General features: G+C 60.6%; 24 protein-coding genes. 13 read left to right on the top strand and 11 right to left on the bottom strand.

Going from position 1 to position 25,962, the window contains the following annotated elements:
* Positions 1-150: 150 nt before the first annotated feature.
* Positions 151-1,560: a cytochrome c oxidase accessory protein CcoG gene (ccoG, locus tag PSTU_RS0118150; protein ID WP_019342440.1), complete on the top strand. Its 1,410-nt coding sequence runs from the start codon at positions 151-153 to the stop codon at positions 1,558-1,560.
* 62 nt (positions 1,561-1,622) lie between these two features.
* Positions 1,623-3,032 (top strand): GntR family transcriptional regulator MpaR, encoded by a 1,410-nt coding sequence (gene mapR, locus PSTU_RS0118145; RefSeq protein ID WP_029404861.1) that lies wholly within the window; start codon positions 1,623-1,625, stop codon positions 3,030-3,032.
* 268 nt (positions 3,033-3,300) lie between these two features.
* Here the strand turns inward: mapR and PSTU_RS21000 are convergent, their stop codons facing one another.
* From PSTU_RS21000 to PSTU_RS0118125, 4 genes are all read right to left on the bottom strand, one after another.
* A complete protein-coding gene (locus PSTU_RS21000) occupies positions 3,301-6,426 on the bottom strand; it encodes a transglycosylase domain-containing protein (RefSeq protein WP_080571222.1) in 3,126 nt (1,041 codons plus the stop codon).
* A 142-nt stretch (positions 6,427-6,568) separates the two neighbouring features.
* Positions 6,569-7,300 carry a hypothetical protein gene (locus PSTU_RS0118135; RefSeq protein WP_019342437.1) on the bottom strand — a complete coding sequence of 244 codons (732 nt, stop codon included), beginning with the start codon at positions 7,298-7,300 and terminating at the stop codon, positions 6,569-6,571.
* Positions 7,301-7,327: 27 nt separating this feature from the next.
* Positions 7,328-8,257: a pyridoxamine 5'-phosphate oxidase family protein gene (locus PSTU_RS0118130; RefSeq protein ID WP_019342436.1), complete on the bottom strand. Its 930-nt coding sequence runs from the start codon at positions 8,255-8,257 to the stop codon at positions 7,328-7,330.
* Positions 8,258-8,268: 11 nt separating this feature from the next.
* On the bottom strand, positions 8,269-8,868 hold the full coding sequence (locus PSTU_RS0118125; protein ID WP_019342435.1) for a glutathione S-transferase family protein: 600 nt from the start codon (positions 8,866-8,868) through the stop codon (positions 8,269-8,271).
* A 149-nt stretch (positions 8,869-9,017) separates the two neighbouring features.
* Here PSTU_RS0118125 and PSTU_RS0118120 point away from each other — a divergent pair, with 149 nt between their 5' ends.
* The gene (locus PSTU_RS0118120) at positions 9,018-9,578 is read left to right on the top strand and encodes a TetR/AcrR family transcriptional regulator (protein ID WP_019342434.1); all 561 of its coding nucleotides are present in this window, start codon (positions 9,018-9,020) and stop codon (positions 9,576-9,578) included.
* Between the two features lie 20 nt (positions 9,579-9,598).
* On the opposite strand, the gene PSTU_RS0118115 is transcribed toward PSTU_RS0118120, so the two are convergent.
* Together PSTU_RS0118115 and PSTU_RS0118110 are read right to left on the bottom strand one after the other, a co-directional pair.
* The gene (locus PSTU_RS0118115) at positions 9,599-12,673 is read right to left on the bottom strand and encodes an efflux RND transporter permease subunit (RefSeq protein ID WP_019342433.1); all 3,075 of its coding nucleotides are present in this window, start codon (positions 12,671-12,673) and stop codon (positions 9,599-9,601) included.
* 5 nt (positions 12,674-12,678) lie between these two features.
* On the bottom strand, positions 12,679-13,776 hold the full coding sequence (locus PSTU_RS0118110) for an efflux RND transporter periplasmic adaptor subunit (RefSeq protein WP_019342432.1): 1,098 nt from the start codon (positions 13,774-13,776) through the stop codon (positions 12,679-12,681).
* Positions 13,777-13,870: 94 nt separating this feature from the next.
* On the opposite strand from PSTU_RS0118110, the gene PSTU_RS0118105 reads away from it, so the two are divergent.
* The gene (locus tag PSTU_RS0118105) at positions 13,871-14,536 is read left to right on the top strand and encodes a TetR/AcrR family transcriptional regulator (protein WP_019342431.1); all 666 of its coding nucleotides are present in this window, start codon (positions 13,871-13,873) and stop codon (positions 14,534-14,536) included.
* Positions 14,537-14,751: 215 nt separating this feature from the next.
* Here the strand turns inward: PSTU_RS0118105 and dgt are convergent, their stop codons facing one another.
* Positions 14,752-16,248, bottom strand: a complete 1,497-nt coding sequence (gene dgt / locus PSTU_RS0118100; protein ID WP_019342430.1) for a dGTPase — start codon at positions 16,246-16,248, stop codon at positions 14,752-14,754.
* Positions 16,249-16,367: 119 nt separating this feature from the next.
* Between dgt and PSTU_RS0118095 the strand changes: the two genes are divergently transcribed.
* Both PSTU_RS0118095 and PSTU_RS0118090 read left to right on the top strand, forming a co-directional pair.
* Positions 16,368-16,556 carry a hypothetical protein gene (locus PSTU_RS0118095; RefSeq protein WP_019342429.1) on the top strand — a complete coding sequence of 63 codons (189 nt, stop codon included), beginning with the start codon at positions 16,368-16,370 and terminating at the stop codon, positions 16,554-16,556.
* Between the two features lie 38 nt (positions 16,557-16,594).
* Positions 16,595-17,272 carry an MOSC domain-containing protein gene (locus PSTU_RS0118090; RefSeq protein ID WP_019342428.1) on the top strand — a complete coding sequence of 226 codons (678 nt, stop codon included), beginning with the start codon at positions 16,595-16,597 and terminating at the stop codon, positions 17,270-17,272.
* 121 nt (positions 17,273-17,393) lie between these two features.
* Here the strand turns inward: PSTU_RS0118090 and PSTU_RS0118085 are convergent, their stop codons facing one another.
* Positions 17,394-18,290 (bottom strand): EamA family transporter, encoded by an 897-nt coding sequence (locus PSTU_RS0118085; protein ID WP_019342427.1) that lies wholly within the window; start codon positions 18,288-18,290, stop codon positions 17,394-17,396.
* 213 nt (positions 18,291-18,503) lie between these two features.
* Between PSTU_RS0118085 and PSTU_RS0118080 the strand changes: the two genes are divergently transcribed.
* Complete coding sequence (locus tag PSTU_RS0118080; protein ID WP_019342426.1) at positions 18,504-19,208, top strand: YebC/PmpR family DNA-binding transcriptional regulator; 705 nt, start codon at positions 18,504-18,506, stop codon at positions 19,206-19,208.
* Between the two features lie 34 nt (positions 19,209-19,242).
* Positions 19,243-19,587, top strand: a complete 345-nt coding sequence (locus PSTU_RS0118075) for a YajD family HNH nuclease (RefSeq protein WP_019342425.1) — start codon at positions 19,243-19,245, stop codon at positions 19,585-19,587.
* 22 nt (positions 19,588-19,609) lie between these two features.
* On the opposite strand, the gene PSTU_RS0118070 is transcribed toward PSTU_RS0118075, so the two are convergent.
* A complete protein-coding gene (locus PSTU_RS0118070) occupies positions 19,610-20,041 on the bottom strand; it encodes a universal stress protein (protein ID WP_019342424.1) in 432 nt (143 codons plus the stop codon).
* 120 nt (positions 20,042-20,161) lie between these two features.
* Here PSTU_RS0118070 and PSTU_RS0118065 point away from each other — a divergent pair, with 120 nt between their 5' ends.
* The 3 genes from PSTU_RS0118065 (at position 20,162) to PSTU_RS0118055 (ending at position 22,056) form a co-directional block, all read left to right on the top strand.
* Positions 20,162-20,605: a group II truncated hemoglobin gene (locus PSTU_RS0118065; protein ID WP_019342423.1), complete on the top strand. Its 444-nt coding sequence runs from the start codon at positions 20,162-20,164 to the stop codon at positions 20,603-20,605.
* Positions 20,606-20,708: 103 nt separating this feature from the next.
* Positions 20,709-21,257 (top strand): non-canonical purine NTP pyrophosphatase, encoded by a 549-nt coding sequence (locus PSTU_RS0118060; protein WP_019342422.1) that lies wholly within the window; start codon positions 20,709-20,711, stop codon positions 21,255-21,257.
* A gap of 4 nt (positions 21,258-21,261) precedes the next feature.
* On the top strand, positions 21,262-22,056 hold the full coding sequence (locus PSTU_RS0118055) for an SIR2 family protein (protein ID WP_019342421.1): 795 nt from the start codon (positions 21,262-21,264) through the stop codon (positions 22,054-22,056).
* 80 nt (positions 22,057-22,136) lie between these two features.
* Here the strand turns inward: PSTU_RS0118055 and PSTU_RS0118050 are convergent, their stop codons facing one another.
* A complete protein-coding gene (locus PSTU_RS0118050) occupies positions 22,137-22,652 on the bottom strand; it encodes a hypothetical protein (RefSeq protein WP_019342420.1) in 516 nt (171 codons plus the stop codon).
* 227 nt (positions 22,653-22,879) lie between these two features.
* Entirely contained in the window at positions 22,880-24,820 is a 1,941-nt protein-coding gene (locus PSTU_RS0118045; protein WP_019342419.1) for a sodium:solute symporter family protein, read from the bottom strand.
* A gap of 166 nt (positions 24,821-24,986) precedes the next feature.
* On the opposite strand from PSTU_RS0118045, the gene PSTU_RS21870 reads away from it, so the two are divergent.
* A complete protein-coding gene (locus tag PSTU_RS21870; RefSeq protein ID WP_051127911.1) occupies positions 24,987-25,409 on the top strand; it encodes a GNAT family N-acetyltransferase in 423 nt (140 codons plus the stop codon).
* Positions 25,406-25,819, top strand: coding sequence for an NUDIX hydrolase (locus PSTU_RS21865; protein ID WP_036993409.1), 414 nt, complete (start codon positions 25,406-25,408; stop codon positions 25,817-25,819). Before PSTU_RS21870 ends, PSTU_RS21865 begins: the two co-directional genes overlap by 4 nt.
* Positions 25,820-25,962 lie beyond the last annotated feature (143 nt).

Genomic DNA, 25,962 nt, shown 5'->3' with positions numbered 1-25,962 from the left:
CCATACAGCCGTATTTCATCGATTGCAGGGCGCCTCGTCCAGCTGGCCTTATCATCTGATCCGTGTTTTTTCGAAAGACCTGAGTCTGTTATGCGAGAGGCCCCAACTGGATCATCAGCGCCGCCTGATTAGCCTGACAGGGGCGACACAATGACCGAACGCATCCCCGCAACGATCATCGACACCGTCGATCCACACAAGCCAATCCGCTTAACGCCGGCACAGGCGGGCGGGCCGATTCACACCCGCAGTTTTACCGGCCTGTTCCGCAATCTGCGCCTGATCGGCGGCGGGCTCTTGTTCCTGCTCTATTTCGGCACCCAGTGGCTGACCTGGGGCGGACGCCAGGCGGTGCTATGGGATCTGAACAAACAACAATTCCATATCTTCGGGGCGACATTCTGGCCGCAGGATTTCATCCTGTTATCGGCGTTGCTGATCATTGCCGCCTTCGGCTTGTTCTTCATCACCGTGCTCGCCGGCCGAGTCTGGTGCGGCTACGCCTGCCCACAAAGCACTTGGACTTGGCTGTTCATGTGGGCTGAGAAAGTCACCGAGGGCGATCGCAGCCAGCGAATCAAGCTGGACGCCGCCCCGCTGTCATTCAGCAAGCTGTCACGACGCGCTGCCAAGCACGCCGTCTGGCTGGCCGTAAGCCTGGCCACGGCGATTGCCTTCGTCGGCTACTTCACTCCGGTCCGTGAACTGGTCATCGATCTGTTCAGTCTGCAGCTGGGCGGAACCGCCGCGTTCTGGCTGTTCTTCTTCACCGCCGCGACGTATATCAATGCTGGCTGGCTGCGTGAAAAGGTGTGTGTGCACATGTGCCCCTATTCGCGGTTCCAAAGCGTGATGTTCGATGCCGACACACTGGTGGTGTCCTACGATGCCGCGCGGGGTGAACAACGCGGCGCGCGACGCAAAGACGCTGATCCAAGGGCCGAGGGACTTGGTGACTGCATAGACTGCACGCTGTGCGTACAGGTCTGTCCCACCGGCATCGATATCCGCGACGGCCTGCAACTCGATTGCCTGAGTTGCGGTGCCTGTATCGACGCCTGCGACAGTGTCATGGACAAGATGGGTTACGCCCGAGGCCTGGTTCGATATACCTCCGAACGTGCGCTTGAAGGCGGTCAGACCAGGCTGCTGCGACCGCGCCTGATCGGCTATACCGGAGCGCTGGTGATTATGATCGGTGCCTTCGTCTGGGCGTTGGAAGCGCGACCGACGTTATCCCTGGATGTAACCAAGGACCGGACCCTCTACCGCGAAAACAGCCAGGGCCAGATCGAAAACATGTACAGCCTGAAGATCATCAACAAAACCCTGCAGCCGCACGACTATCTGATCACCTTGGGCGAAGGCCCCTACGAGCTGCACGGCCCGCACCAGCTCAGCCTGACCGCAGGTGAGATCGTCGATGTGCCGGTCAGCGTGGCGCTCGTTGACGACAACGGGAACGCGCAAGAAACAGTGCATTTCTCGGTCACCGACGCGAGCGACCCGGCACGCCAGGTAACCGCCCCGAGCACCTTCATTGCTCCAAGGGTTCGGTAGGATGGTGGCAGCGCGCACGAGCCCGCTCACGTGGCAGACCGATATTGCTGAAGCAGAAGCAGATGAAGCGCTACGAGAAATTCGCTGACGAAATTGCCGAACTGATCCGCTCCGGCGTACTGGCGCCAGGTGAAAAGGTGCCGTCCGTGCGCCATGCCAGTCGCACCTACGGCGTAAGCCCCTCCACCGTGTTCCAAGCCTACTACCTGCTGGAGGATCGTGGCTTGATCCAGGCCCGGGCGCGCTCGGGCTATTTTGTCCGCGAGCACGCCAGGCGCCTGCTTCCCGAGCCCGAGATCAGCCCACGCCTGAGCGAAACCACCGATGTCGACGTTAGCGAACTGGTGTTCTCGGTGCTCGCCTCGCTGCGCGATCCGGACACCGTTCCGTTCGGTTCCGCCTTCCCCAGTCCCGATCTGTTCCCGCTGCAACGCCTGGCGCGCTCAATGGCGCAGACCGTGCGCGAGATGCCGGGGCGTGAAGTGATCGCCGAGATGACTACCGGCCACCCTGACCTGCGCCGGCAGATCGCACTGCGCTATATGGTCAGCGGAGTCATGCTGCCGTTGGACGAACTGGTAATCACCACCGGCGCCATGGAAGCGTTGAATCTCTGTTTACAGGTGGTCACCCAGCCGGGGGACTTGGTCGCCATCGAAGCACCTGCGTTCTACGCCACCTTGCAGGTGCTGGAGCGGCTCAAGCTCAAGGCAGTGGAGATCCCGGTGCATCCGCGCGACGGGATCGACCTGGACACATTGGAAAGGCGTCTGGACAGCCTGCCGATCAAGGCCTGCTGGTTCATGAGTAGCCTGCAGAACCCGCTCGGTGCGAGCATCTCCGAGGCAAACAAAGAGAAGCTCTATGCGCTGTTGCAGCGCCATCAGGTCCCGCTGATCGAAGACGACGTCTACGCCGAGCTGTACTTCAACCAGGAGCCGCCGAAACCGGTCAAGAGCCATGACCGTGACGGCTGGGTAATGCATTGCGGCTCGTTTTCCAAAAGCCTGGCGCCGGGATACCGGGTCGGCTGGGTGGCGGGCGGACGTTACGCCGAACAAATCAGCCGCCTCAAGTTGATGACGACGATCTCGCCCTCGGTGCCGGCCCAAGCGGCTATCGCTGACTATCTGCAGAACGGCGGCTACGACCGGCACTTGCGTAAATTGCGTCATGCGCTGGAACGTCAACAGGGCGAAATGCTTGCCTCCGCCGCGCGTCATTTCCCGGCCAGCACGCGCGTAACACGGCCCAGCGGCGGTTACTTCCTCTGGTTCGAATTCCCCGAGGGAGTCGATTCGCTGCAATTGTTGCAGCTGGCGCTCGCGCAGGGCATCAGCCTCGCTCCAGGCCCGATCTTTTCGGCCACCCGGCGCTTTCGCAATTGCGCACGCCTGAACTACGGCCATCCCTGGGACGAGCGCAGCGAAAAGGCGATGGAATTGCTCGGGCGGATCGTGAAATCGTTTTAGCGCCCGGCTCGATAGCGACGCTGCGTGACCCTCTGTTCCACACCCGGGAACTACAGCTCAATCGTGCCCTGTAAATTCAGGACCGCATGCCCGGCGACAAAAACGCGCTCGCCTTCCACCCGGCAGTGCAGCAAACCGCTTCGGCGTGAGGCCTGCAAGATTAGGTTCGCCAAGCGGAAGAGTGTCGCCGAGCGCCGGCTGATCGGCAAAGGCCATCTGTGATAGGGGCCGAAGCGGTCAGTGTGCCCAACCGCTCGACCCGCCCTGCTCAAGGCTTCTTCTCGGTGCTCGCTGTCAGCGTCGGCTTCAGCGGCTCGTCGAGCGGCTGGCATTGTGTCTGCGCTCCGGGCTGCAGGTATGGCTGCAGTATCGGCGCCATGCCCTTGAGCACCTGTACCGGTAGCGCAGAGGTAAAGCGGAAGCTATCCGCCCCGCGCCCCGGTACGTAGGCCGTCAGCGTGCCGAAGTGATTCGGCCCGAGGTAGAACACAAAGGTTGCGGTACGATTCAGCGCCAGCGAGCTGATCAGCCGACCGCCCGCGCCAACGGTCTGGATCCGGTTGTCACCCGTCCCGGTCTTGCCGCCAATGCGCAACGCTTCGCCATCTGCCTGCATGAAGCTGCCGCGAATGCGACGGGCAGTGCCGCCTTCGACCACACTGGCAAGTGCCTCGCGCAACGCCGTCGCCACCTCGCTGGGCAAGACTCGCACCCCGGCATCCGGTTTGATGCCGAGGCGCGTTTCGTACGGGGTTTCGTTGGCGAAATGCAGGCTGTCGATGCGCACACTGGGCAGTCGCACGCCGTCGTTGACGATGATGCCCATCAACTCGGCCAACGCCGCCGGGCGGTCACCGGAACTGCCCAGCGCTGTCGCCAGCGACGGCACCAGATGGTCGAACGGATAACCCAGCCGCTGCCAGCGGCGATGGATATCGGTAAACGCCTCCACCTCGAGCATGATACGGATACGGCTGTCGCGAGCGCTCTTGTGCCGGCTGCGGAACAGCCAGCCGTACACCTCTTGGCGCTCGGCGGTACTGGCCGCAATCACCTCGGTGATGCCGGCCTCCGGATGCTTGATCAGGTAACCCAGTAGCCACAGGTCCAGCGGGTGGACGCGAGCGATGTAGCCCTGATCGGGCAGGCTGTAGGCGCCCGGCGCGTAGCGTTCGTACAGCGAGTCGACGGCCTTGTCGGTGATATCTGCCGTCGGCAGACGCGCCTTGAGAAAGCGCTCGAAGGTCGCACGATCCGCCTCGGGCATCAGGTAACGATGCACCGCAGCCAACCTCGATGGCGTCGGGCGCATGCCGTCCAGCAACGCTTCGATGCGCTCCTCCGCGCTCTTGCCGCGGTACTTGCGCCAGAAGCGTTGAAGGAACACCGAGCCCTCACGATCGGCAAAACGCTGCAGGTATTCCCGCCGCTCGGGGTTGTCATCACTTTTGAGCAGCTCGGCGCCATTGGATGTCTGGTAGGTGCTGTAGCTCACCAGATCGCGCATCAACCGAACGAACGGCAGGTTGATCGACTCCTGCAGCGCTTCGCGCATGGTCGGCAGGCGGCCGTCGTCCTCACGGCGGAAATTGCCGAAGCGGTGCATGCCGGCACCGGTGAAGAAGCGCTCGGCCGGGCTGGCCGAATAGCGCCGCTCCAGCGCCGCATCAAGCATTGCCGGTAGATTTCGATCCTCGTTCTGGATCAGATAACCCAGCGCCCAGCGGGTCAGCGGATCTACCGCCTCGGTCTTGCGCAAATCGGCTACTTCGCTTGTCGCGTAGCGCTGATGCAGCTCGGCGATGACTTCCAGATAGGTCGTCAGCACCCGCAGCTTGGCGGTCGAGCCCAGCTCCAGTTTACTGCCCTCGTTGATGTCGAATGGCTGGTTGGTGTTGTCGGTCTGCACCCGTACACGGAAGCCCTGCTCGCCGCGCTCGAACAACGTGAAGCTGTAACGCACGTCACCGGTACGCTCAGGTGACAACATGCGCTCGCCAAACAAGCCCACTTCACCGGCGAACGACGGATCGGCCAGGCGATGCAGATATTCGGTCACTTGGGTCTGAAGCTCACCATGCAGCGGTGTGGTCGCAGCCAGATCGAGACGGTCCAGCTCATACAACGAAACACCCAGCAGGTTGCTCAGGCGCATCCGTGCCGCCGTGATGCCCTTGCTGGAAGGCACCTCACGAATGCCCGGCTCGAGACGCAAATTGCGGAACTCAACCTGCTGCTGCAAGGCGGCGTTGCGCAACCGCGTGCCGATCACACCGCCATTGGCCAGCAGGCGAATATGACTGTCGGTGAGTTCCGCCATGTCGTCGCGCCCTGCGCCCAGGTAGTACGATGGGCGCCGCTGAGCGATCAGCAGCGAGAGCACCTGACGCAGCGCCAGCCCCTGCGTTTCATAACTGACGCCTTCATTGCGCCGAGCATCGAGGACCCGGTTAACCTCGGCGAAATCGGCGCCGTACCAGAGGCGCAGACCATCGGCGATGCCGTGCACCTCGCCATGTCCATAGGCGGCAGACAGCGGCACGCTGTTGAGGTAGTCGCGGACGATGCGCTGCCGGGTCGCCATGGTTTGCTGGCCTTCGCGGTAGGTGCGCACGCTCGCGGAAATCATCTGCCGAATCTTTTCCTCCGCGCTTCCGGTGCGCCCTTCAGGCGAATGGCGATATTTCTCCACCTGGGTCGCGAGCGTGCTACCTCCAGCGGCCTGGACCGGCAGGCCCAGCTTCTTTTCCACCTGACTCACCGCCGCCATGGTGAACCGCGGCCAATCCACCGCCGGGTTGGCGCGAGGGCGCTCCGCGTTTAGCAGCCCACGATCCTCGATGAACAACAGGCTCATCGCAATAACAGGCGGCACATCGTCGAAGGTTTCGTAGTACTGGTGCGGGTAGCTATTGGCATACAGCGGCTCGCCACGACAATCGTCGATGGTCAGCCCGGCCTGGGACTTTTCCGGATAAGGCACGAAAAAGCCGTGGCTGACATACCGCTGCAAGGCCGGCGAAAAGCGCACCTGCTGCTGAATGTCGAACCCACGCGCGCTCAAGCGCTCGAGAAATGTCGGCAAGGCCGCATAGCCAAGACGTCGGTCGAAGGGCCCGGCCTCGGGAAACTTAATACTGCTACTGACGCCGGATTCGACCTGGTAGTCGAGGTTCTCTGCGTAACGGCTCAGCCAGAGCGCCTGCAGCTTCGAGGTGTGCATCTCATGCCAGGCGGCATAGCCTCCGCCGGCTAACAACGAAACGCCCAGCAACACGCTCATGCGGCGCGCCAGACGACTACCGGGGGAGCGTGTTTTGCCCGGCTTTTTGGCGGTTGGCACGCGCGTGCTACCACCTGCTCGGGATGTATCGGTCCGCCATACTGCGCCCATCTTTTTCCGGCCTGGCTTTCTAGGGAAATCACAGGCTTAAGCTTAGCTGGAGGCGCTTCGTTCAACGTGCCCAAGCAGACGAACGGAAGGGCTCAAACTGGCGGGTTGGAAGCCAAACGATCGGGGTTGGCTACCGCCCGATTCACTCGATCCAGCGCGGATAAAAACCGAGTTGCGCCTGCAATTGGCTGTCCTGCATCTGCTCGACCTCGACAGGCAGTGGCTTCGGCTCGTTTTCAGCGGCTGCGGCGTCTCCCTGGAAAAAGAAACGTCGACCATCATCAAGGGTCAGGAATAACCCCAGAGCGCCGTGCCCAGGCAGTTTTACCAGTACCAGCCGTTCGTCGCCGACCAGGTCGAGGCTTTCCTGGAACCCATAAAACGGACGTCGTTCGAAGCGCAGAGGGTGCCATTTGACGCCATGGGCGAACTGCGCCGGAAGGACTGCAGGAGGTGTCGCGTTGTGTACGTAGTTAATACTCTCCGGGCTGGCCAGCACCGGCACCTCGGCGAAATCAGCCAGCCCGGATGCGTACTGCCAGCGGGCGCATCCCAATACAACCCGGTCGACCTCAACACCGTCGCGATCAAGTTGGTCACGAACCGGCTGCACAGCACCGTAGCGCTTTTCGCGCCATGGGATTTCGCTGTCCAACTCCGCGTCGATCTGCCGCCCCAGGCCTGTACCGAACAGTAGCCGGCGGCCCCGATGCTCGATCAGCACAGCGATATGATTGATCGGATGCGGCTGGACCCAGCCGCCATCACGCCAGGCAAACTCTCCACTGGACAGCGTTTGCCCGGTACGGACCAGGCTGAACCGCAATTCAGCTGCATCCACGCCAGCGGCTAACAGCGCCAGAGCCAGAGCCATTCCAATCATCCTCAAGCGACGCATGACTCACGCTCCTAGTCCGGGAAGAAAAGGCGAGTTGTCCGGCGCTGCAAATGCCAGGGGCAGACGTGAGCGCCGCAGAACCCAACGACCCGGCGTCAGCGCGAGCATGCGCTCGGCACCAGGCGGCGCGGTAATGCCCATTGCGGCGTACTGCTCGGGCCAGACAAGCTCCGCCAGCGCCTGCATCTGGAGCAGATCGCCGCTGGCGAAATCGACGAACAGCAGCCCGCAACGCGGTTCACGCACCAGATTGCCCAAGGTGTTGAACAACCGATTGCCACTGTAATCCGGCAACCAGAGGCGACCATCCCGATCGATTTCAACGAAGCCCACCGGGCCGCCACGGTGGGATATGTCGACACCACCACCCTGTGGGTCCGCGCTATGGCTGGCGATGAACAGCGTGTCGGCCTTCTGCAGCAGCGCCCGCAGCTCATCGTCCAGCCCATCGCCTTGGAGCATGGGCCCTGGCTGACGGGCGGCTGGCCGGCAATCCCTCGACTGGATGTACTTCGGGCAATTGCCGAATGACTGCACCACCGCAACACTGAAGCCCTGGGCATCGCTTTCGACGATTCGCCCGTTCATCCGGTTGCGCCTGCGGGTCGGCCACTCCAACCCCAGCAAACCGACCATGGCGCTCGGGCGTAACAACGCTGCAATCGGGTCATCAGCCTGCGCATTGGCACCGACGCAAAGTAACTCGGGGTGTGGCGACCAGGCGAACCCGGCCGCCCCCCAGAGCACCGACGCATGAGGCTGCCCTTCACTGTCCACCGCCGCGACCAGCAGCACAGGCAACTGAGCGAAGAATTCACGGTGTTGATCGGGCATGAACGCGCGGATCACCCGGTTGCCGATCTGCTCGGCTTTTTCGCGCACACCGGCACGGCTCTGCACCCATTGCTCACCGACATGGAAGGGACTGCTCATGGCCGCAGCTCCTATTCCAGACCCGGCATGCCGATGTAGCCCGGCAGCTCGCGAATGCGTGAACACCACGCTCTTACTGCCGGGTAAGGCGCCAGATCGATACCACCGTCGGGGGCCAACGCCGCGTAGGGATATACGGCGATGTCGGCGATGGTTGGCGTCTTGGTTTCAGCCAGCCAAGTGTGTTCGACGAGCTGCTGCTCAAGCAATTGCATGGCCGCCAGTGCACGTTCTGAGGTCAAGGCTTCGTCGATTGGCCGACCGAACAAGCGCGCCACTCGAGCCGTGGCCGGGCCATGCTGCATCTCGTTGGCGGCGAAACTCAGCCAACCAACGATGCGCGCCTGCGTCTGCGCATCCGACGCAAACCAGCTCTCATCGGCATAACGCCGCGCCAGATAGACAAGAATGGCCTGCGAGTCGATCACCCGCACATCCCCATCCTCAAGCACCGGCACTTGCCCACGCGGATTGATCGCAAGAAACGGCGGTTGCTTGTGCTCGCCTTTCAGTAGATTCACCGGCACCACCTCAGCCGCTTGGCCGATCAGGCTGAGAAACAGGCGCGCCTTGTAGCAATTACCGGACAGGGTCAGATCGTAGAGTTTCATCGTGTCGCTCCTCGTAAAGGATCGGGGCCGGTGAGGCACGACTGGATAATAGACAGACCTGTCTGTACACTGCAAGCACATTTTTTGCCTAGATGGCAATTGGTGGGAACTGAGCCGCTCCCGCATAATGACCGTCCGAGGAGATTCAAATGGCAACGAACAAACGCGATCTGCTGCTCAGCACTGCCGAGCGGCTGTTCTACACAGAGGGTTATCACGCCACGGGCATCGATCGGATTCTCAGCGAATCCGGCGTGGCCAAGATGACGCTGTACAAGCACTTCAAGTCGAAGGAAGAGCTGATTCTGGCGGTACTGGACGCTCGACAGCAGCCAATGCTCGAACGCCTACGCGAAGCACGCGACAAGCTGCCGCCACGCAAGGCGCTGCTCGGCGTTTTCGAGGGATTGAACAATATGATTAACAGCCCCAGTGCGTTCTGTGGCTGCCTGTTCATCAATGCCGCCGCCGAATATCACGACCGCGACCACCCAATTCATCAGCGCTCGGCTACTTATAAGGCAGAGTTCCAGACGCACCTGCGCGAACTGCTAGAAGCACTTGATGCACCGCAACCCGAGCAACTTGCGCGGCAACTGCAATTTTTGATCGAAGGTGCGCTGAGCATGGCGCACATCGAAGGTCCGGCTGATCAGGCGCTGCTGGCCAAGGCGGCGGCCGACAAACTGCTGCAAGCCTCCGGCATCTGAGAGATGCCGGCGATGCGCCCCTACACCGCTCGTTCTTCCTTGACCCGGAACCAGGCTGCATAAAGCGCCGGCAGGAACAACAGCGTCAAGGCAGTCGCGACGATCAGGCCACCCATGATCGCCACCGCCATCGGTCCGAAGAACACGCTACGCGACAGTGGAATCATCGCCAGTACCGAAGCCAGGGCGGTCAGCACGATGGGCCGGAAGCGACGTACCGTGGCGTCGATGATGGCGTTGAAACGATCCTGCCCGGCGCCGATGTCCTGCTCGATCTGATCCACCAGAATCACCGAGTTGCGCATGATCATCCCGGACAGCGCGATGGTGCCGAGCATCGCGACAAAGCCGAACGGCTTGCCGAACAACAGCAGGAACAACGCAACGCCAATCAGCCCCAGCGGCGCGGTAAGAAAGACCATCGCAGATCGCGAAAAGCTTTTGAGCTGGAGCATTAACAGGCTGACCACGACGATAACGAATAGCGGCATGCCGGCATTTACCGAAGCCTGGCCGCGACTGGAATCCTCCACGGTGCCACCGACTTCCAGCAGATAACCGCTGGGCAGCGCATCACGAATTTCGCTCAGCGTCGGCTCTATCTGCTGCACCAGCGAAGCCGGCTGCTGCTCGCCATAGATGTCGGCACGCACCGTTACGGTTGGCAGGCGATTGCGATGCCAGATCACGCCCTCCTCGAAGCCGTACTCCAGGGTTGCGACCTGCGACAACGGCACGCTGCGACCGCTGGCGGTGGGAATCGCCAGACTCGGCAGCATCGACAGCATTTCCCGCTCGCGAGCCGTACCGCGCAGCAGGATCTCGATCAGCTCGTTATCCTCACGGAACTGGCCGGCGGTGGTGCCGGTAAAGGTGCGCTTGAGGAATTGGGACAATTCGACCGTGCTCACCCCGAGCGCGCGCGCGCGATCTTGATCGACATTCAGCCAGACGACCTTGCTTGGTTCCTGCCAGTCGAGATGGACGTTAGCCACGTAGGGGTTTTCACGCACCTTGGCCGCCACCTGACGTGCCAGCGTGCGTACGACATCGATATGCTCGCCGGTCACGCGGAACTGCACCGGATAGCCCACCGGAGGGCCATTTTCCAGCCGGCTGACGCGCCCGCGCAGTGTTGGGAAGTCCTCTCTCAGCCGTTCAATCAACCAGCTGCGCAGAGCTTCGCGCTCCTCGATGCTGTTGGCCAACACCACGATCTGGGCGAAGCTGGTGGCAGGCAGCTGTTGATCCAGTGGTAGATAGAAACGCGGCGAACCGTTGCCGACATAGGCAACGTAATTGTCGATGCCGGCGCGCTCCTCGAGCATCTTTTCGAGGCGGTGCACCTCGGCTTCAGTGGCCTTGAGCGACACGCCTTCGGCCAGCTTCAGGTCGACCATCAGCTCGAGGCGACCTGAAGCCGGAAAGAACTGCTGCGGGACGATACGGAACAGCCCTATCGCGCCGACAAAGAGCAGCAGCGTCAGCACGATCACCGTCTTGCGCCGGTGCACGCACCAGTGAATCACGCGGCGCACGCGCTGGTAGAACGGCGTCGAATACGGGTCATGCCCTTGGTCGCTACCGCCGTGTTTCAGCGCGTGACGCTTGGCCAGATCCGGCAGCAGCTTCTCGCCCAGCAGAGGGACGAACACCACCGCCGCGATCCAGGAAGCCACCAGCGCGATGGTCACCACCTGGAAGATCGATCGGGTGTACTCGCCGGTACTCGACTGCGCAGTGGCGATCGGCAAAAAGCCGGCAGCTGTAATGAGCGTACCGGTGAGCATTGGAAAGGCGGTACTGGTCCAGGCGTAGCTGGCGGCCTTGAGCCGATCGAAGCCCTGTTCCATCTTGATCGCCATCATCTCCACCGCGATGATCGCATCATCCACCATCAGCCCGAGCGCCAGCACCAGCGCGCCCAGCGATATCTTGTGCAGGCCGATGTCGAGGTAATGCATGGTTGCGAACGTCATCGCCAGGACCAAGGGAATCGACAAGGCGACCACCAGCCCAGTGCGCACACCGAGCGAGAAGAAGCTCACCAGCAGCACGATTGCCAGCGCCTCGATCAGCACCCGCACGAATTCACCGACACTGGTTTTCACCGCCGCGGGCTGATCGGAGACCTTGCGCAACTCCATACCAGCCGGCAGCTCCTGCTGCAGCCGGGCGAACTCGCCTTGCAGCGCATCCCCCAGCATGAGGATGTCACCGCCGGCCTTCATTGACACCGCCAGGCCAATCGCCGGTTCCCCCATGAAGCGCATGCGTGGCGCCGGCGGATCGTTGAAGCCACGATAAACCTCCGCGACGTCGCCAATACGGAAGGTGCTGCCAGCAACTCGGATGGGGAAGTCGCGGATCTCCTTGACCGTCTCGAAGCTACCGGTGACACGCAGTTGCACACGATCGCTGGCGGTTTCGACGAAGCCGGCAGACATCACCGTGTTCTGCGCCTCAAGCGCCTGTTGCACAGCCTCCAGCGGCACGCCCAGATTCGCCAGTTTGACGTTGGATAGCTCGATCCAGATCTTTTCGTCCTGCAGACCGATCAGCTCGACCTTGCCGACGTTCTTGACCCGCTGCAGCTGCAACTGGATGCGATCGGCGTAGTCCTTGAGCACCGCGTAATCGAAGCCCTGCCCGGTCAAGGCGTAGATGTTGCCGAAGGTGGTACCGAATTCATCATTGAAGAACGGTCCCTGGACGCCTGCCGGGAGCGTGTGGCGAATGTCGCCGATCTTCTTGCGAATCTGATACCAGAGATCCGGTATCTGCTCGGAGCGCATCGAATCGCGCGCCATGAAGGTCACGTTCGATTCCCCCGGCCGCGAGAAGGAGACGATGCGCTCGTATTCGCCGGTCTCCATCAGCTTCTTTTCGATGCGTTCGGTGACCTGCCGGGAGACTTCCTCGGCGGTCGCGCCGGGCCACTGGGTCTGAATGACCATGGCCTTGAAGGTAAACGGTGGGTCCTCACTCTGACCCAGCTTGCTGTACGAAAGCGCACCGACGACGGCCATCAGCAGCATCAGATAGACAACGATCTGCCGGTTGCCCAGCGCCCAGGCGGAAAGATTGAAGCGCATCCTGATTACTCCTGCGCTGCCAGCTCGACCGGGCGGTTGTCACGATCGACCGCCCTCACCGACTGGTTCTCGTGGAGCATCTGCACGCCGGCCAGCACGACCCAGTCATCGGCGTGCAAGCCTTTGAGGATGGGCACCTGTGTTTCGCCAAAGGCACCGGTTTGCACCGCAACACGCTCCAGCGTGGCGTCGTCCTTTACTCTCCAGACGTAGGCCTTGCCCTTCTCGGCAGTGACCGCGGAAAGCGGCACGGCCAAGGGCACCTCGCCGTCGCTGCGGATCGACACCAGCGCACTCTGCCCCAGCTCGGCAGGTACATCGGTATCGGCGAATGCGACACGCGCCGAATAGGTACGCGACTGCGGATCGGCAGCCGGCGACAGCTCGCGAATGTGACCGGGATACTGCTTGCCCGGATGGGACCAGATTTCCACCGAGACCTTTTGGCCAACCGAATACCGGTCCAGCGCCTGTTCCGGCAAGTTGATCGCTACCTCGCGCTCACCATCGGCAGCCAACACGAACGCCGTCTGGCCGGCGGCGACCACCTGCCCCACCTCAACCTGGCGCTGGGCGATCACCCCTTCGTGCGTGGCGCGCAGAATGGCGTAGTCGACTTGGTTGTTCGCCACATCGAACTCGGCACGCGCTTGCTTCAGACGCGCCTGGGCCGAGCGAAAGGCGTTTTCAGAGGAATCGAACTGCGAGCGGCTGACCAGTTGCCGATCCATCAAGGTCTTGTAGCGTTCATGCTCGGCACGGGCGACCCGGAGGTTGGCTTCAGCCGCCGCCACCTGGGCACGGATCCCCTCAAGTTGCAGCTGCACATCCTGCGGGTCGAGCTTGGCCAACGGCTGATCCTTGCGCACGCGCTCGCCGGCTTCGACCATGCGCTCGGTTACCTTCCCGCCGATTCGGAACGCCAGTTCCGGTTCGTAGCGCGCATGCACTTCGCCCGGATAGCTTTCAAAGGCCTCACCGGCGGGCTGTGGCTGGGCCACCATCACGGGGCGCGTCGAGAGCGGCTCAGGCTCACCATTGCCGCAACCGGCAAGCAAGGCAAAACCAAAAACACCGAGGAAGGGCAAGGCATGTCGGAACACGTCGAATCTCTCTCTGTCGCGAAGCGGGTTCTAATACTTATACTGCGCGGTATAGTAAAAATACCGAACTCACCAGTCTAGTATTAAAACGCACATGATAAAGAACCCACCCGCACCCTCTGGCCCGGGCCGTCCGAAGGACCCCGCCAAACGCGAGGCCATCCTGATGGCCGCTCAGGTGCTGTTTCTCAACAATGGTTACGAAGGCAGCAGCATGGACGCCATCGCGGCCGAAGCCGGTGTCTCGAAGCTCACGCTGTACAGCCACTTCAAGGACAAGGAGGCGCTGTTCGGCGAGGCAGTGAAGACCACCTGCGAAACACGCCTGCCGCGCCGGCTGTTTGTGCTGGAGGATGGGCGTGAGTTCCGTTCGGTCCTGCTGGACATTGCCCATGCTTTTCACGAGCTGGTCATCAGTCCCGAATCCATCGGTTTGCACCGGGTGATGGTGGCGATGGCAACGCAGAACCCGGCCCTGTCGCAGATGTTCTTCGACGCGGGCCCACAGAAGCTATTGGTCGACCTGGAGCAGATGCTCGACCAGGCTCACCAGCGCCAGTTGCTGAACGTGCCCGAACCGATGCGCGCTGCAGAACATTTTTGTTCATTGATCAAAGGCGTTGCCCATTTCCGTCTGCTGATCGGCTATGCCGAGCAACCGGACGTAGCAGACATGAAGCGACATGTTAAGGATTGCGTCGATCTGTTCATGCGCGCGTACACCCGCGATCCCCTTGCAGCGACTGAAGCAGCCAACTGAAGCAGCAGCCTGGGCTTCGCAGCGGGAACGAGCCCTGCGACCGGGAACGACCGGCCGCCCCGCGCATGCTGCCCAACGATTCCGCAAGGCAACCCGCTCCACACGCCGCAGGAGCCGTGCGACGACCAAACATCGTCGATTTTCCATTGGCCTGGGCCGCGATAAATACGCAGAGCCAAGGCAGCTGCGAATGCCTGCCAGACGGCAGGCCTGGGTCACAGCGCAGAGAGAACGCGGTATTCGTCCTGCGCCAGTTGATCGGTCATGCCGCTGACGAAGTCTTGCAACATGCGGCAGCGGTAATAGAACTCCCACAACGGCTGGTCGTCACGCCTCTCAGGGAGCGTTCTGAGCGACTCGTGGTAGGCCTTTATCAGTTGACTGGGCAGCCGTCGGGCGAGCATCTGCAGGTGCGGTTCGCTGCGGCAGCTGCCTTCGGTCAATGCCTGGAAGGTCGCAGGTGCAACGGCCAGCAGTGGCGCGTAGGCGTCCAGCAGCCCCTGCAGAATCCGGTAGCCCTGCAGCTGCAGGGTCTCGACTTCGCGATGGCAGAACACGCGGTCCATCGCGACATCCTTGAACGTCTGCACGATGGCGTTGGGCAGGCTTGCGTCTTCCAGCAGGGCACGGTCCAGCGTGCCGTTGTGGACCGCTTCGATATGCTCGATAAATTGCTGGGCCGCGTGCTGCACCAGCGGGTGCACCATGTTCACCCGCAGCCAGATGAAGAATTCGCCCACCTTGTTGATCGGCTCCTTGGCAGCGCGCGCCTGAGCGTACTCGACCATGCTGCGAAAGCTGCGGCCGGTACTCGCAATCAGCTCGTCGGGCGAGCCGTGTTCGGCGAATTTGTCGATCAGCAGCTGTGATAGCTGCTCAATGCTGAAGATGCCCTTCTCCACCGAGTCTTCGATGTCGGCGAGACAATAGGCGATGTCATCGGCTGCCTCCATGATGTACGCAACCGGATGACGCGTGCCTGGTTGCAGACCCAGCGCAGCCTGCAAATCTGCGACGAAAGGCTCCTCCGAAAGATAGAAGCCAGGCTTCTTCAGCAGATAGGCGCCCGGGGCTCCCTTGGCCGGCTTAGGCGCATAAGCGGCGCGCACGTACTTCAGCAGGCCTGCTGTCTGTGTGTAGGTCAGGTTGAGCCGCAGCAGGCTGACCACCAGGCGAATTGCCTGGGCATTGCCTTCGAACTGTTCGAGGTCGACCAGCATCCGACTGCGCAATTCGTTGTCGCCCTGCCCGTCAGGAACCGCGGTGTCGAACAGCAGGTTCAGGTGCCGCTTGAACCACTCGCCAATGGCGAACTCGCCAAAGTGGCCAAACGGCGGGTTGCCGATGTCGTGCATCAGGCAGGTCATTTCGACGAGACTTTCCAGCGCACCTTCCAGGCCATCCAGGCCATATTGGGTCGCCCGCGAACCGAGCTGTTTGTACAGAGTGCGCACAATAAAGCGCCCGGTCTGCTGGACCTCCAGCGAATGCGTCAGGCGACTGCGCACCGCCGCATTGCGCTCCAGCGGGAACACCTGGGTCTTCTGTTGCAATCGGCGCACGGCAGCGGAATTAATGATGCGGCCGCGATCACTTTCGAGCTGATCGATAATCAGCGACAAATCACCTTCGGACGCCTTGAGCCCCGACTCCGGGCGCCCATAAGGCCGTTGACGGGAGAGCTTGTCCTTGAAGTTCACAGACCGCGGCATGATTCGAACTCGATAAACGACAGAATCGCGAGCCTAGCGCGGCACAGCAGCTTTACCAAGCGATCAGGCGCCAACTGCCGTGGTCGTTTAGAATCGCCCGCTCAGTTTGAGGAGCAGCCATGAGCCGGTCGGAGTTTCATCAGCAACATGCCGAGCGTGCGACCGCCGAAGCGCGACGACTGCTCGAACAACGACAGGCGCTGGGCACCCGCTGGCTGGGCTGGGTCGCAACCGAGCTGTATCAGCTGAAACTGCCAGAATTCGCCGCCATGGTGCGTCGCGAGCTGGCCCGTCTCAACGCCACTTGAGCAAGCCCCTTCTCACTCATCCAGATCAGAGGGTGCTCATGCAATGGCCGGCTGAAGGTCCCTTCCTACGCAACCAACTGCTGCGGCTGCCGGGTACGGAGAAGCCGTCAGCCATCGACAAACAACTGGTGATGAGCGGCGTCTGGCTTGATTTCAACGGGCTGCAGGGCGACCGAGTCGCCGATAACCGTTTCCATGGCGGGCCGGATCGCAGCCTTTGCCACTATCCGGCCGATCATTACTCTCACTGGCGCAGGCTTTTTCCGCATTTGCCGGGCATCGGCCCCGCCGCGTTTGGCGAAAATATGTCGACGCTGGGCCTGGATGAACGACAGGTATGCATCGGTGATCGCTTTCGGTGGGGTGATGCCCTGATCGAAGTCAGCCAGCCTCGTTCACCCTGCAGCAACCTCGACCGGCGACACGACGCCCGCGGCCTCGCCCGGCAACTGGCCAAAAGCGGCAGAACCGGCTGGCTGTACCGAACCCTTGAACCCGGTACCGTTCCCCCTGGTGCAATGCTGCGGTTGATCGAACGGCCCTGCCCCGCCGCGAGTGTGCTGCGCATCTGGCGCGGCTACATGAACGAAGACCTCAGCGATGCCGAACTCGACTGGCTGACGAGTCTGTTGCCGCTGGCGAACGAATACCGCACACGTTTTCGTCAACGCCTGGACAGTCGCCGTCGAAAACAGGACCAGGGTGCGTTGTTCTGATGTCATCAAGCGGCGGCGTGCCGCTCAGCCGCACCGCTGACCGCGAGTAGGCCATCATCGAAGCGGCCACCGAAAGAAGTCGCCGCACCACCCGCCCGGACACCGTAGGGGCGTTTTGCTGTCAGGCCGTTGAACTGCCGAAAGCCGTGCGCAGTCGGCCAACCACCCACCCCCCGCCTACGTTGATCACCAGACCCAGCATGACCAGCAGCGCGCCAACCGCCTGGAGCAGGCCCAGGTGCTCGTCCAGCAGTACCGCGGCGGAGGTCAGCCCAACGACGGGGATGAGCAGCGAGAACGGCGCAACGGTATTGGCCGGATAGCGCGACAACAGACGACTCCAGAGCCCGTAACCAAGAATGGTCGCGCCGAACGCCAGGTAGATCAGCACCAGCGCCGAATCCATCCCGAAGCCACGCAATGCGCCCCCGATCGCTTCCGGCCCCTCCAGCACCCAAGACAGCGCGAAGAACGGAATCGGTGGGATCAGGCTTCCCCACACTACCAGCCCGACCAGATTCACCTTGCCCACCTTGCGGGTGACGATATTGCCCAGTGCCCACATCGATGCCGCGCAGATGGTCAGCAGGAAACCGGCCAGCGTCATGCTGCGGTCGCCTTGCATACCGATCAGCAGCAAACCGCCAGCGGCGATCACCAGCCCCACCAGATTGCTTGCACGAAACCGTTCGCCCAGAAACAGGACGGCGAACAACAGCGTAAAGAATGCCTGCGATTGCAGCACCAGCGAGGCCAAGCCAGCCGGCATGCCGACTTTCATCGCGGAGAAGAGAAAAGCGAATTGACCGAGGGATATGGTTCCACCGTAGGCCAGCAACCAGCGCAGCGGCATCTGAGGCCGTTTAATGAAGAGGACCGCCGGAAACGCGGCGAGCGCAAAACGCAGCGCCCCCAACAGCATCGGTGGAATGTCATCCAGACCGATCTTGATCACGACGAAATTCATGCCCCATACGACGATTACAACCAGAGCCAGCAGCAAGTCTTTTGGCGCCATGGGCGGTTCCCCAGACAAAAATCCAGTTAAGCCGCCCGCCAGGGTTTTGTCTTCATACAGCGATCAGGCATTTGGGCGTTACAGTCATCGCTGGTGCCATACGTCCTGCGGTAAGCAGACAAATGCGCGTGGTTCGTGCCTGCCACAGCGCCAACGGCTAGAATCGCCTCTAACGATCGACCCCATCAACTTGCAACAGTGACGAGAGTAACCATGGGCGCACAGTGGAAAGCGAAACATAAGGAAGCGGCAGCCAACGCGAAGGGACGAACCTTCGGCAAGCTGTCGAAAGAAATCATGATCGCAGCCCGTAGCGGCGCCGACCCGGACATGAATCCTCGCTTGCGTCTGGTGGTCGAACAGGCCAAGAAAGCCTCGATGCCACGTGAAACCCTGGAACGCGCCATCAAGAAAGGTGCAGGGCTGCTCGGCGAGAGCGTCAACTACGAGCGCACCACCTATGAAGGTTTCGCACCGCATCAGGTCCCGGTGATCGTCGAGTGCCTGACCGATAACGTCAACCGCACTGTGGCCGAGATCCGCGTGCTGTTTCGCAAGGGACAGCTCGGCGCCTCCGGCTCGGTCGCCTGGGACTTCGATCACTGCGGCATGATCGAAGCTGTGCCGGCGACTGCCGATGCGGACCCAGAACTGGCCGCCATCGAGGCCGGCGCACAGGATTTCGAAGCCGCTGACGAAGGCGCCACGCTGTTCATCAGCGATGCTACCGACATGGACGTAGTCTGCCGCGCCTTGCCGGAGCAGGGTTTCACTGTCCAGTCGGCGCAGCTCGGATATCGTCCGAAGAACCCCGTCTCCACGCTGTCCGAGGCCGAACTCGAAGAGGTCGAAGCCTTCCTCAGCGCCATCGATGCCCACGACGACGTGCAGAACGTCTACGTAGGGCTGGCCGGCTGAAGCACACTACAACCGTTGAGCTAGAGGCACAGCGATGAGTACGAACAAACCCAACACCCCTTACGCTCAGCGCGAACAGGGCTATCGTGAAAAAGCGCTGAAGATGTATCCGTGGGTCTGTGGACGTTGCGCTCGGGAGTTCTCGGGCAAGCGCCTGAGCGAGTTGACGGTCCACCACAAGGACCACAACCACGACAACAACCCCGAAGACGGCTCGAACTGGGAGTTGCTCTGCCTGTACTGCCACGACAATGAGCACTCACGCTATACCGACAACCAGTATCAGGCCGAAGCCCGGCCGGGTAGCGATCTGGGGCCGAAGGAGACGTTCAAGGCCTTCGCCAACCTCGGCGACCTGCTCAAGGGCAAGCAGGACTGACGCTGGCGAAGGCAGGTGTCGGTCACTTCACCAGGAGGACCGGCACCGAGACCTCATGAACCACCCGGTTGGCGACCGAGCCCATCAGCATGCCGGTAAAACTTCCCATACCCCGGGTCCCCATCACCACGGTGTCGCAGCCGAACCTTTGCACCGCATTGCTCACCTCCTCAGCCACATTGCCCAGAATGGCGTGAGTCTGGTGTGAAATCCCTGCCGTTTGCAGCGCTGTAGCCGCGTCCGCAAGGGTACGGTTCGATTTGTCGATAAAGCTCTTGTTCAGCTCATCAACCGTTCCCGCGGTCACGAATTCGCCGTAGAGCACCGGTTCCTGCTGTACGTTCAGTACGTGCACCTGCAGCGGCTTAGTCACATCGGCGGCAAAATCGATGATGTATTGCAGCGCCCGTTTGGCATTGTCCGAACCGTCATAAGCGAGAAGAATGTTGCGCATAGCGAGTCTCCAACCAGATGTGACGACAGCATAGACCATCACCCCGCCGCGCTTGGGTGCCAAAAACGCATCTGTTGCTCTGGATCAATCTCCACGGTCACCGCCATTCGAGGCCCAACCATGAGTACAAACTTAAGCGCGCCGTTTGGTGTGGGCGATGCTTCATTTCAGGCAGCGGGAGGCGAATCTGGCCTGACCCGCCTGGTCGACGATTTCTACCAGATCATGGACGAACGCAAGGATGCAGCCCGTGTCCGCCGCCTGTATCCAGGCGACCTTGACGAATCGCGCCAGCGGCTGGCTGCGTTCCTTTGCGGCTGGTTGGGTGGTCCACGGCGTTACTCGGAACGCTACGGCAGCATCAGCATTCCACAATTTCACACGCGCTGGAGCGTGGGTGAAACCGAGCGAGATGCCTGGCTCAACTGCATGGCACTCGCGATCGCCAAGCAGGGATACTCCGATGAGTTTGCCGGTTACTTGCTGACTCAGTTGCAAATCCCAGCAGAACGCATTCTCCAGGCTGGCCAGCGCGCATGTCCCGTACAGCCAACTACGCGGTAACCCGGCCCGGTCAGGCGCGAGGCCGAACCCCTGCCGCCTCGCTGCGTCATATCTGTAGCCGTTACAGACTCGGCGACACTGACCCACGTAGCCAGGTGATCATATGAAGATCCGCTTTGCCTCGGTGAACGAGCAAAAGATTCGCGATGCGGAAGAATTCCTCGGGAAAAGCGGCATTGAGATCATCAGGTTCCCGGTGCGCATCGTTGAAACTCAGACCGAAGACCTGAACCAACTGGTCAGCGACAAATTGCTGGCCGCTTTCAAACTGATTGGCAAGCCGGTGTTTGTCGAGCATTCCGGCCTGTTCATCAACAGCCTGAACGGTTTTCCTGGCGGCCTTACCCAGACCTTCTGGGATCGCCTGCACGCGGTACGTTTCTCCGATCTGATCGGCAGTCTCGACGACCCCTCTGCCGTAGCACGCACGCTGATCGGCTATTGCGACGGCCGCAAACGGCACTTCTTCAAAGGGGAGGTCACCGGCAGGATCTCCCGCACCCCGGCGGGTGATCAGGGTTTCGAGTGGGACAACGTATTCGTGCCGGATGGCTACTCATGCACCTTCGCGGAACTGGGCGGTGTGCATAACGATCTGTCGATGCGCAGGCGCGCTCTGGATGCGTTCATCACCTACTTGCGGAGGGTTTGAGGTGATGACGCAGAAGCTGCTGGAGGCGTATCGAAACAATCGGCTGATTCTCTTCGTGGGCTCGGGGGTGTCCGCCAACATCGGGCTGCCGCCATGGCGCGAATTGATCAATGAGATAGCGACTCAGCTCGATTACGACCCCGAGGTCTTCGACACCTACGGTAATTTCCTGTCGCTGGCCGAGTACTACCGCATCAAGAAGGGCAACATCGGCCCACTGCGCAGTTGGATGGACCGCGAGTGGCACAAGGACATCGATATTCGCGACTCGGAAATACACCGGTTGATCGTTCAGGGTCGGTTTCCTGCTATCTACACCACTAACTATGACCGCTGGCTAGAGAACGCGCATGACGCCCACGGCGTCAGCTATCTGAAAATTGCCAACGCCAGTGATCTGGTGAAGGCACGCGACGGTGTGCGGCAGATCGTCAAGTTTCACGGCGATTTCGACGATGACGATTCCATCGTGCTTGACGAGACCAGCTACTACGAAAGGCTGCAATTCGAGACACCACTGGATATCAAGCTACGCGCAGATACGCTAAGCAAGGCCGTGCTGTTTATTGGCTACAGTCTTTCGGACACAAACATACGATTGCTGTTTTATAAACTGTCGAAAATGTGGAACCGGCACGAAACCCTGGGCGTCCGTCCTATCTCATATGTTTTCTCGCATAAACCCAACCCCGTGCAGGAGGAGATCCTCAGTCAGTGGGGGATTCGCATGATCACCTCTGAAGATGACGAGCCTGGGCTGGCATTGCAGAACTTTCTGAAAGAGTTGGTGGAGGGCTGAACAGAAGACGCGCAAACTTGCACCCGCTCAGCACACCACATAGAGCAAGTACGATGCGTTAAACATCGCACTTGTTGGCCTCAGTAGTTGTAGCCGATCCCAACGCTGTAGAAAAAAGCCCCATCGTCGTAACGATCTCGCGCATCGCTTCCGCTTTTGAAGAGGAATTGATATTCGGCCATTGCTGTGATGAAGGTTTTGTCCTGTACCCAGTATTTGATACCGACTTCAGGCCCACCCATAAAGGTCTCGTCAACCTCCTCGCCATAGATCCCACCGACACTCAACCCGACAAACGGACGGGTGTTGCCACTGCCGAAGTGATAGTCGTAAAACACACGGGTCGAACCGTCGAATTGCACACTCTCCCCTTCCGAGTCGCGGGCATTCACGGTTTGCCGAACGCCCCACATGGAGGACTCATCCAGATAGGTACCCCAACTACCCTGTAAGGAGAACACTGTATCGTCGAAGTCCTTATCGCTACTGCCCGCACCACCCAGCGTAACCTCGCGATCACCTGCCACAGGAGCGGCAACTGCAATAGCGGGAAGCATGGCGGCGACCAGAAGGGAAGTTTTGAAAAGTCTGTTCATGACAACACCTCTTGTTCTTACTAACTATGGCGGAGTGCGCAACTTATTCGATGCGCATTGTTAATGACAGGCACCCGCCATGACTGTTCATTTTATTTTAGGTATGTTGCGCAAGCGCTTGTTTATGAATATCTTTTTTATTTGAAAAAGCCCTTATTCAGATACTTTCAAGCACGAGAAACAAACGAAACGTACAACTAACGGAACGGTAAATCCCGGTGCGATGATCAGGTATTAACTTGTTCCGGGGTCGCTATATCGTCCGGAAGCATTTCATCGTCGGGGTCGTTATCGAACTCACGCCCCATGGCGATCCGCAACCAGACCGGTATCAACAACAGGCCTACCGCAAGACATATCCAGCTGATCAATGCAGAACCACCCGGTGGTGGAAACATCAGGCGCCCAACACCCACCAACAGCGAAAAGAGCGAAACAGCCGTTATCGCAACCGCAAAAAGGCGCGAGCCAAGCGCCTTGACCGATACGGCGCCCGCCACCCCATTAAGCCGCGCTGCGCGCCGCCAGAAGCCGAACGGGCGTACACGTCGGTAGAAGCGCTTAAGCGTGGCATCGTCGGTAGCAGGGGTAATGAAGGTCACCAGGATTGCAGCTGAGGTGGTCGTCAACGCCATGATTCCAAGGCGCACCCACTCGCGATCAGGGTCGGTGCCCAAGTAGTAAAGCAGCAGTGGCGCTGTTATCAGCGATACCGCCATGGCCGTCAGCTCTGAATAGAGATTGATCCTTTCCCACAGCCAGCGCAGCACCAGCACAGAGCCCATTCCCGCGCCGAATAGCAGCGAAATGAACCAGGCCGTCTGGATCGAGCCGAGATTGGCCATGATGATCATCGCAATCAGCAAAATCAGCACGTTGGACAACCGCGCGACCAGGACCAGCTCGCGATCCTTAGGTTTGCGCTTGAGGACATGCGGCGCGAACACGCCGCCATAGACATCATTGCTCCAATAAGAGGCACCCCAGTTAAGGTGCGTATCGACGGTTGATGCCAGCGCTGCCAGCAAGCCAACCAGCATCAGGCCCCTCACGCCAGGCGGCAGCAGATCTTCGATACCTTGCACGAACAATGCCTCGCGCGCAGCTGTGAAGCCATCACCGGCCATTTCCGCTGGCGTGAACGGATACAGCACCAATAATCCGATGGCGATGGCCATCCAGAACAGGCTGCGCAGGAATATCTGTAGCCAAGTGAACACCAGGCCGGCAATCCGAGCGTCACGGTCGGTCGGGCATGCCATGCTTCGCTGCGCAAGGTAGCCGGTACCGTCAGCGTTCATCTGGAAGAACCACTGCAAGCCAACGATGATCAAAAATGGCATCAATGCCTCACCCGCGTCTGCAGGCGGGGCGAAAGACAGCATCTGGCCTGCCTGCTCGCTGCCATAGAGTTCAACGATGCGGTCCGTCAGCCCACCCAGTCCGCCCGCTGCATCAACCACGAACCAGGCGTAGAGCAACGTGCCGATCATCGCCAAGCTGAACTGCACAACGTCAGTCTGCACCACCGCGCGCAAGCCGCCCGTAATCGAATACATCGCGGTAAACGCAAGGATCAGCAGGATCGATATCAGATTGTTGGCGCTCATCACCGCCGGCTCGAGTCCGGTGATGCTTTCACCCAGCTGAATGCCGGTACTGGCGATAAACGCGACGATGGGCTCATAGAGGCCAGCCGGTAACCACAGATGCCAGGGCAGAAATACTTCCGCGATGCGAATGGCTGCCACCAGAACCATCGCCAGCACCACGCAATTGATGACCGTGCCGTAATAGATTGCTTTGAGTAAACGCAGCGGAGTAACGCCCTTGCCGCTATAGCGCACGCAGGTCAGCTCGGCGTCGGTCAAGACCCCGGCGCGGCGCCAGCCCACCGCGAACACGAATGCCATCAACAGAAACGCAAGGCCGTAGATCCAGAGACGCCAAAGAGCAAAGACGCCAGCCGTCGCAACCAACCCCGTCACCAACAGCGGTGTATCAGCCGCGAACTGAGTCGCGCCCATGGAAAAGCCTGCCTTCCAACCCTTGATAGTCCTGCCTGCAAGAAAATACTCATCGAGGCTCTGCGAAGCCTTGCCTCTTGCACGCAGGCCGGAACCCAGACCGTAGAGAATGAAGGCCATAACGATCAGTAGGTCTAGCATCGTATTTTCCCCTCGCGGGTGGGCTGATCTTTCTGAGAGCCCGGACAAGATGGAAAATTGCAAGTGCCAGATAAACGGAGCGACCGACAGATCCTTATGCGGGCTGCTCGGGCGGCCGGCTGACAAGCATCGGTTAATATTCGGCAGCACCGGTGGAGAACAACTAGTGGAAGCTTCTCAGCTACGTCAGCTGCCCAACGAAAGCCGACTTTTACTCAACAAGTTTTACCGAGCCCACCGCAGCCATATGCGAGCGCCGGCTGGCGCCCGCTACTGGGTCGCGGGGCACTCGGACATTCTTGCGGGCCTGTGTCTCACAGGCGTTGACGGCGGCGAATGGCTTACCGGTTTGCTGGTCGCACCGAGTCGCCGCAACCAGGGATTGGGGCGGAGTCTGGTGGTGCAAGCCCTGGCTGGCTGCGAAGGGCCTGTATGGCTGTTTTGCGAGCCGAAATTGGTGTCCTTCTACCAGCCACTGGGTTTCGCTGTGGCCACTGCATTGCCAGAGGCGCTCGCCCCCCGCTTGCAGCGCTATAACCAACACAAAACGCTGGTGGCGCTATGTCACGATAACGAGAACGCCCGATGACTTTGACCATTTTGAAGATCGCCACGGCCTGCCTGCTTGATGAGACGGGACGCGTGCTGGTCGTACGCAAGCGCGGCACCCAGGCATTCATGTTGCCTGGAGGCAAGATCGAAATGGGGGAAACGCCTCGGCAGGCGCTCGGGAGGGAACTGCACGAGGAACTGAATCTAACGATGGACCCATCGCAGCTAGAGTCGCTCGGCCACTTCCAGTCGCGAGCGGCCAACGAGCCGGACCATTGGGTGGAAGCTGATGTTTTCTTCGCCCGCCTCGAACGCTCGGTAAAGGCACAGGCGGAAATCGATGCGTTGGACTGGCTGGAAGTACATGCAGAGCGGCAGGGGCACCTGGCGCCCCTGCTGCGAGAACAAGTACTTCCCGCACTGCGCAAAAGGCTGCTTGAAGACTAACCGAAGAGCATCAATCAGCAACTACGGGGAAATGGGATCACTTGCAGGAAACGTCTCTTCCAGAGCCTCATCCAGCTGGTCGTCATCAGCCTCATCTGGGTTACGTTTGATCGGGTCCTGCTTATCTTGCCCAGGCTGGGCGG

Source organism: Stutzerimonas stutzeri SDM-LAC (assembly GCF_000235745.1).
Taxonomy (GTDB): Bacteria; Pseudomonadota; Gammaproteobacteria; order Pseudomonadales; family Pseudomonadaceae; genus Stutzerimonas; species Stutzerimonas stutzeri_H.
The sequence above is the reverse complement of the archived record's forward strand: the minus strand, read 5'-3'. Positions and strand labels throughout refer to the sequence as shown.

Bases quoted from the DNA above. Each gene is read 5' to 3' on its own strand.
- ccoG (WP_019342440.1), top strand. From the start codon at position 151: ATGACCGAACGCATCCCCGCAACGATCATCGACACCGTCGATCCACAC.
- mapR (WP_029404861.1), top strand. From the start codon at position 1,623: ATGAAGCGCTACGAGAAATTCGCTGACGAAATTGCCGAACTGATCCGC.
- PSTU_RS21000 (WP_080571222.1), bottom strand. From the start codon at position 6,426: ATGGGCGCAGTATGGCGGACCGATACATCCCGAGCAGGTGGTAGCACG.
- PSTU_RS0118135 (WP_019342437.1), bottom strand. From the start codon at position 7,300: ATGGCTCTGGCTCTGGCGCTGTTAGCCGCTGGCGTGGATGCAGCTGAA.
- PSTU_RS0118130 (WP_019342436.1), bottom strand. From the start codon at position 8,257: ATGAGCAGTCCCTTCCATGTCGGTGAGCAATGGGTGCAGAGCCGTGCC.
- PSTU_RS0118125 (WP_019342435.1), bottom strand. From the start codon at position 8,868: ATGAAACTCTACGATCTGACCCTGTCCGGTAATTGCTACAAGGCGCGC.
- PSTU_RS0118120 (WP_019342434.1), top strand. From the start codon at position 9,018: ATGGCAACGAACAAACGCGATCTGCTGCTCAGCACTGCCGAGCGGCTG.
- PSTU_RS0118115 (WP_019342433.1), bottom strand. From the start codon at position 12,673: ATGCGCTTCAATCTTTCCGCCTGGGCGCTGGGCAACCGGCAGATCGTT.
- PSTU_RS0118105 (WP_019342431.1), top strand. From the start codon at position 13,871: ATGATAAAGAACCCACCCGCACCCTCTGGCCCGGGCCGTCCGAAGGAC.
- dgt (WP_019342430.1), bottom strand. From the start codon at position 16,248: ATGCCGCGGTCTGTGAACTTCAAGGACAAGCTCTCCCGTCAACGGCCT.
- PSTU_RS0118095 (WP_019342429.1), top strand. From the start codon at position 16,368: ATGAGCCGGTCGGAGTTTCATCAGCAACATGCCGAGCGTGCGACCGCC.
- PSTU_RS0118090 (WP_019342428.1), top strand. From the start codon at position 16,595: ATGCAATGGCCGGCTGAAGGTCCCTTCCTACGCAACCAACTGCTGCGG.
- PSTU_RS0118085 (WP_019342427.1), bottom strand. From the start codon at position 18,290: ATGGCGCCAAAAGACTTGCTGCTGGCTCTGGTTGTAATCGTCGTATGG.
- PSTU_RS0118080 (WP_019342426.1), top strand. From the start codon at position 18,504: ATGGGCGCACAGTGGAAAGCGAAACATAAGGAAGCGGCAGCCAACGCG.
- PSTU_RS0118075 (WP_019342425.1), top strand. From the start codon at position 19,243: ATGAGTACGAACAAACCCAACACCCCTTACGCTCAGCGCGAACAGGGC.
- PSTU_RS0118070 (WP_019342424.1), bottom strand. From the start codon at position 20,041: ATGCGCAACATTCTTCTCGCTTATGACGGTTCGGACAATGCCAAACGG.
- PSTU_RS0118065 (WP_019342423.1), top strand. From the start codon at position 20,162: ATGAGTACAAACTTAAGCGCGCCGTTTGGTGTGGGCGATGCTTCATTT.
- PSTU_RS0118060 (WP_019342422.1), top strand. From the start codon at position 20,709: ATGAAGATCCGCTTTGCCTCGGTGAACGAGCAAAAGATTCGCGATGCG.
- PSTU_RS0118055 (WP_019342421.1), top strand. From the start codon at position 21,262: ATGACGCAGAAGCTGCTGGAGGCGTATCGAAACAATCGGCTGATTCTC.
- PSTU_RS0118050 (WP_019342420.1), bottom strand. From the start codon at position 22,652: ATGAACAGACTTTTCAAAACTTCCCTTCTGGTCGCCGCCATGCTTCCC.
- PSTU_RS0118045 (WP_019342419.1), bottom strand. From the start codon at position 24,820: ATGCTAGACCTACTGATCGTTATGGCCTTCATTCTCTACGGTCTGGGT.
- PSTU_RS21865 (WP_036993409.1), top strand. From the start codon at position 25,406: ATGACTTTGACCATTTTGAAGATCGCCACGGCCTGCCTGCTTGATGAG.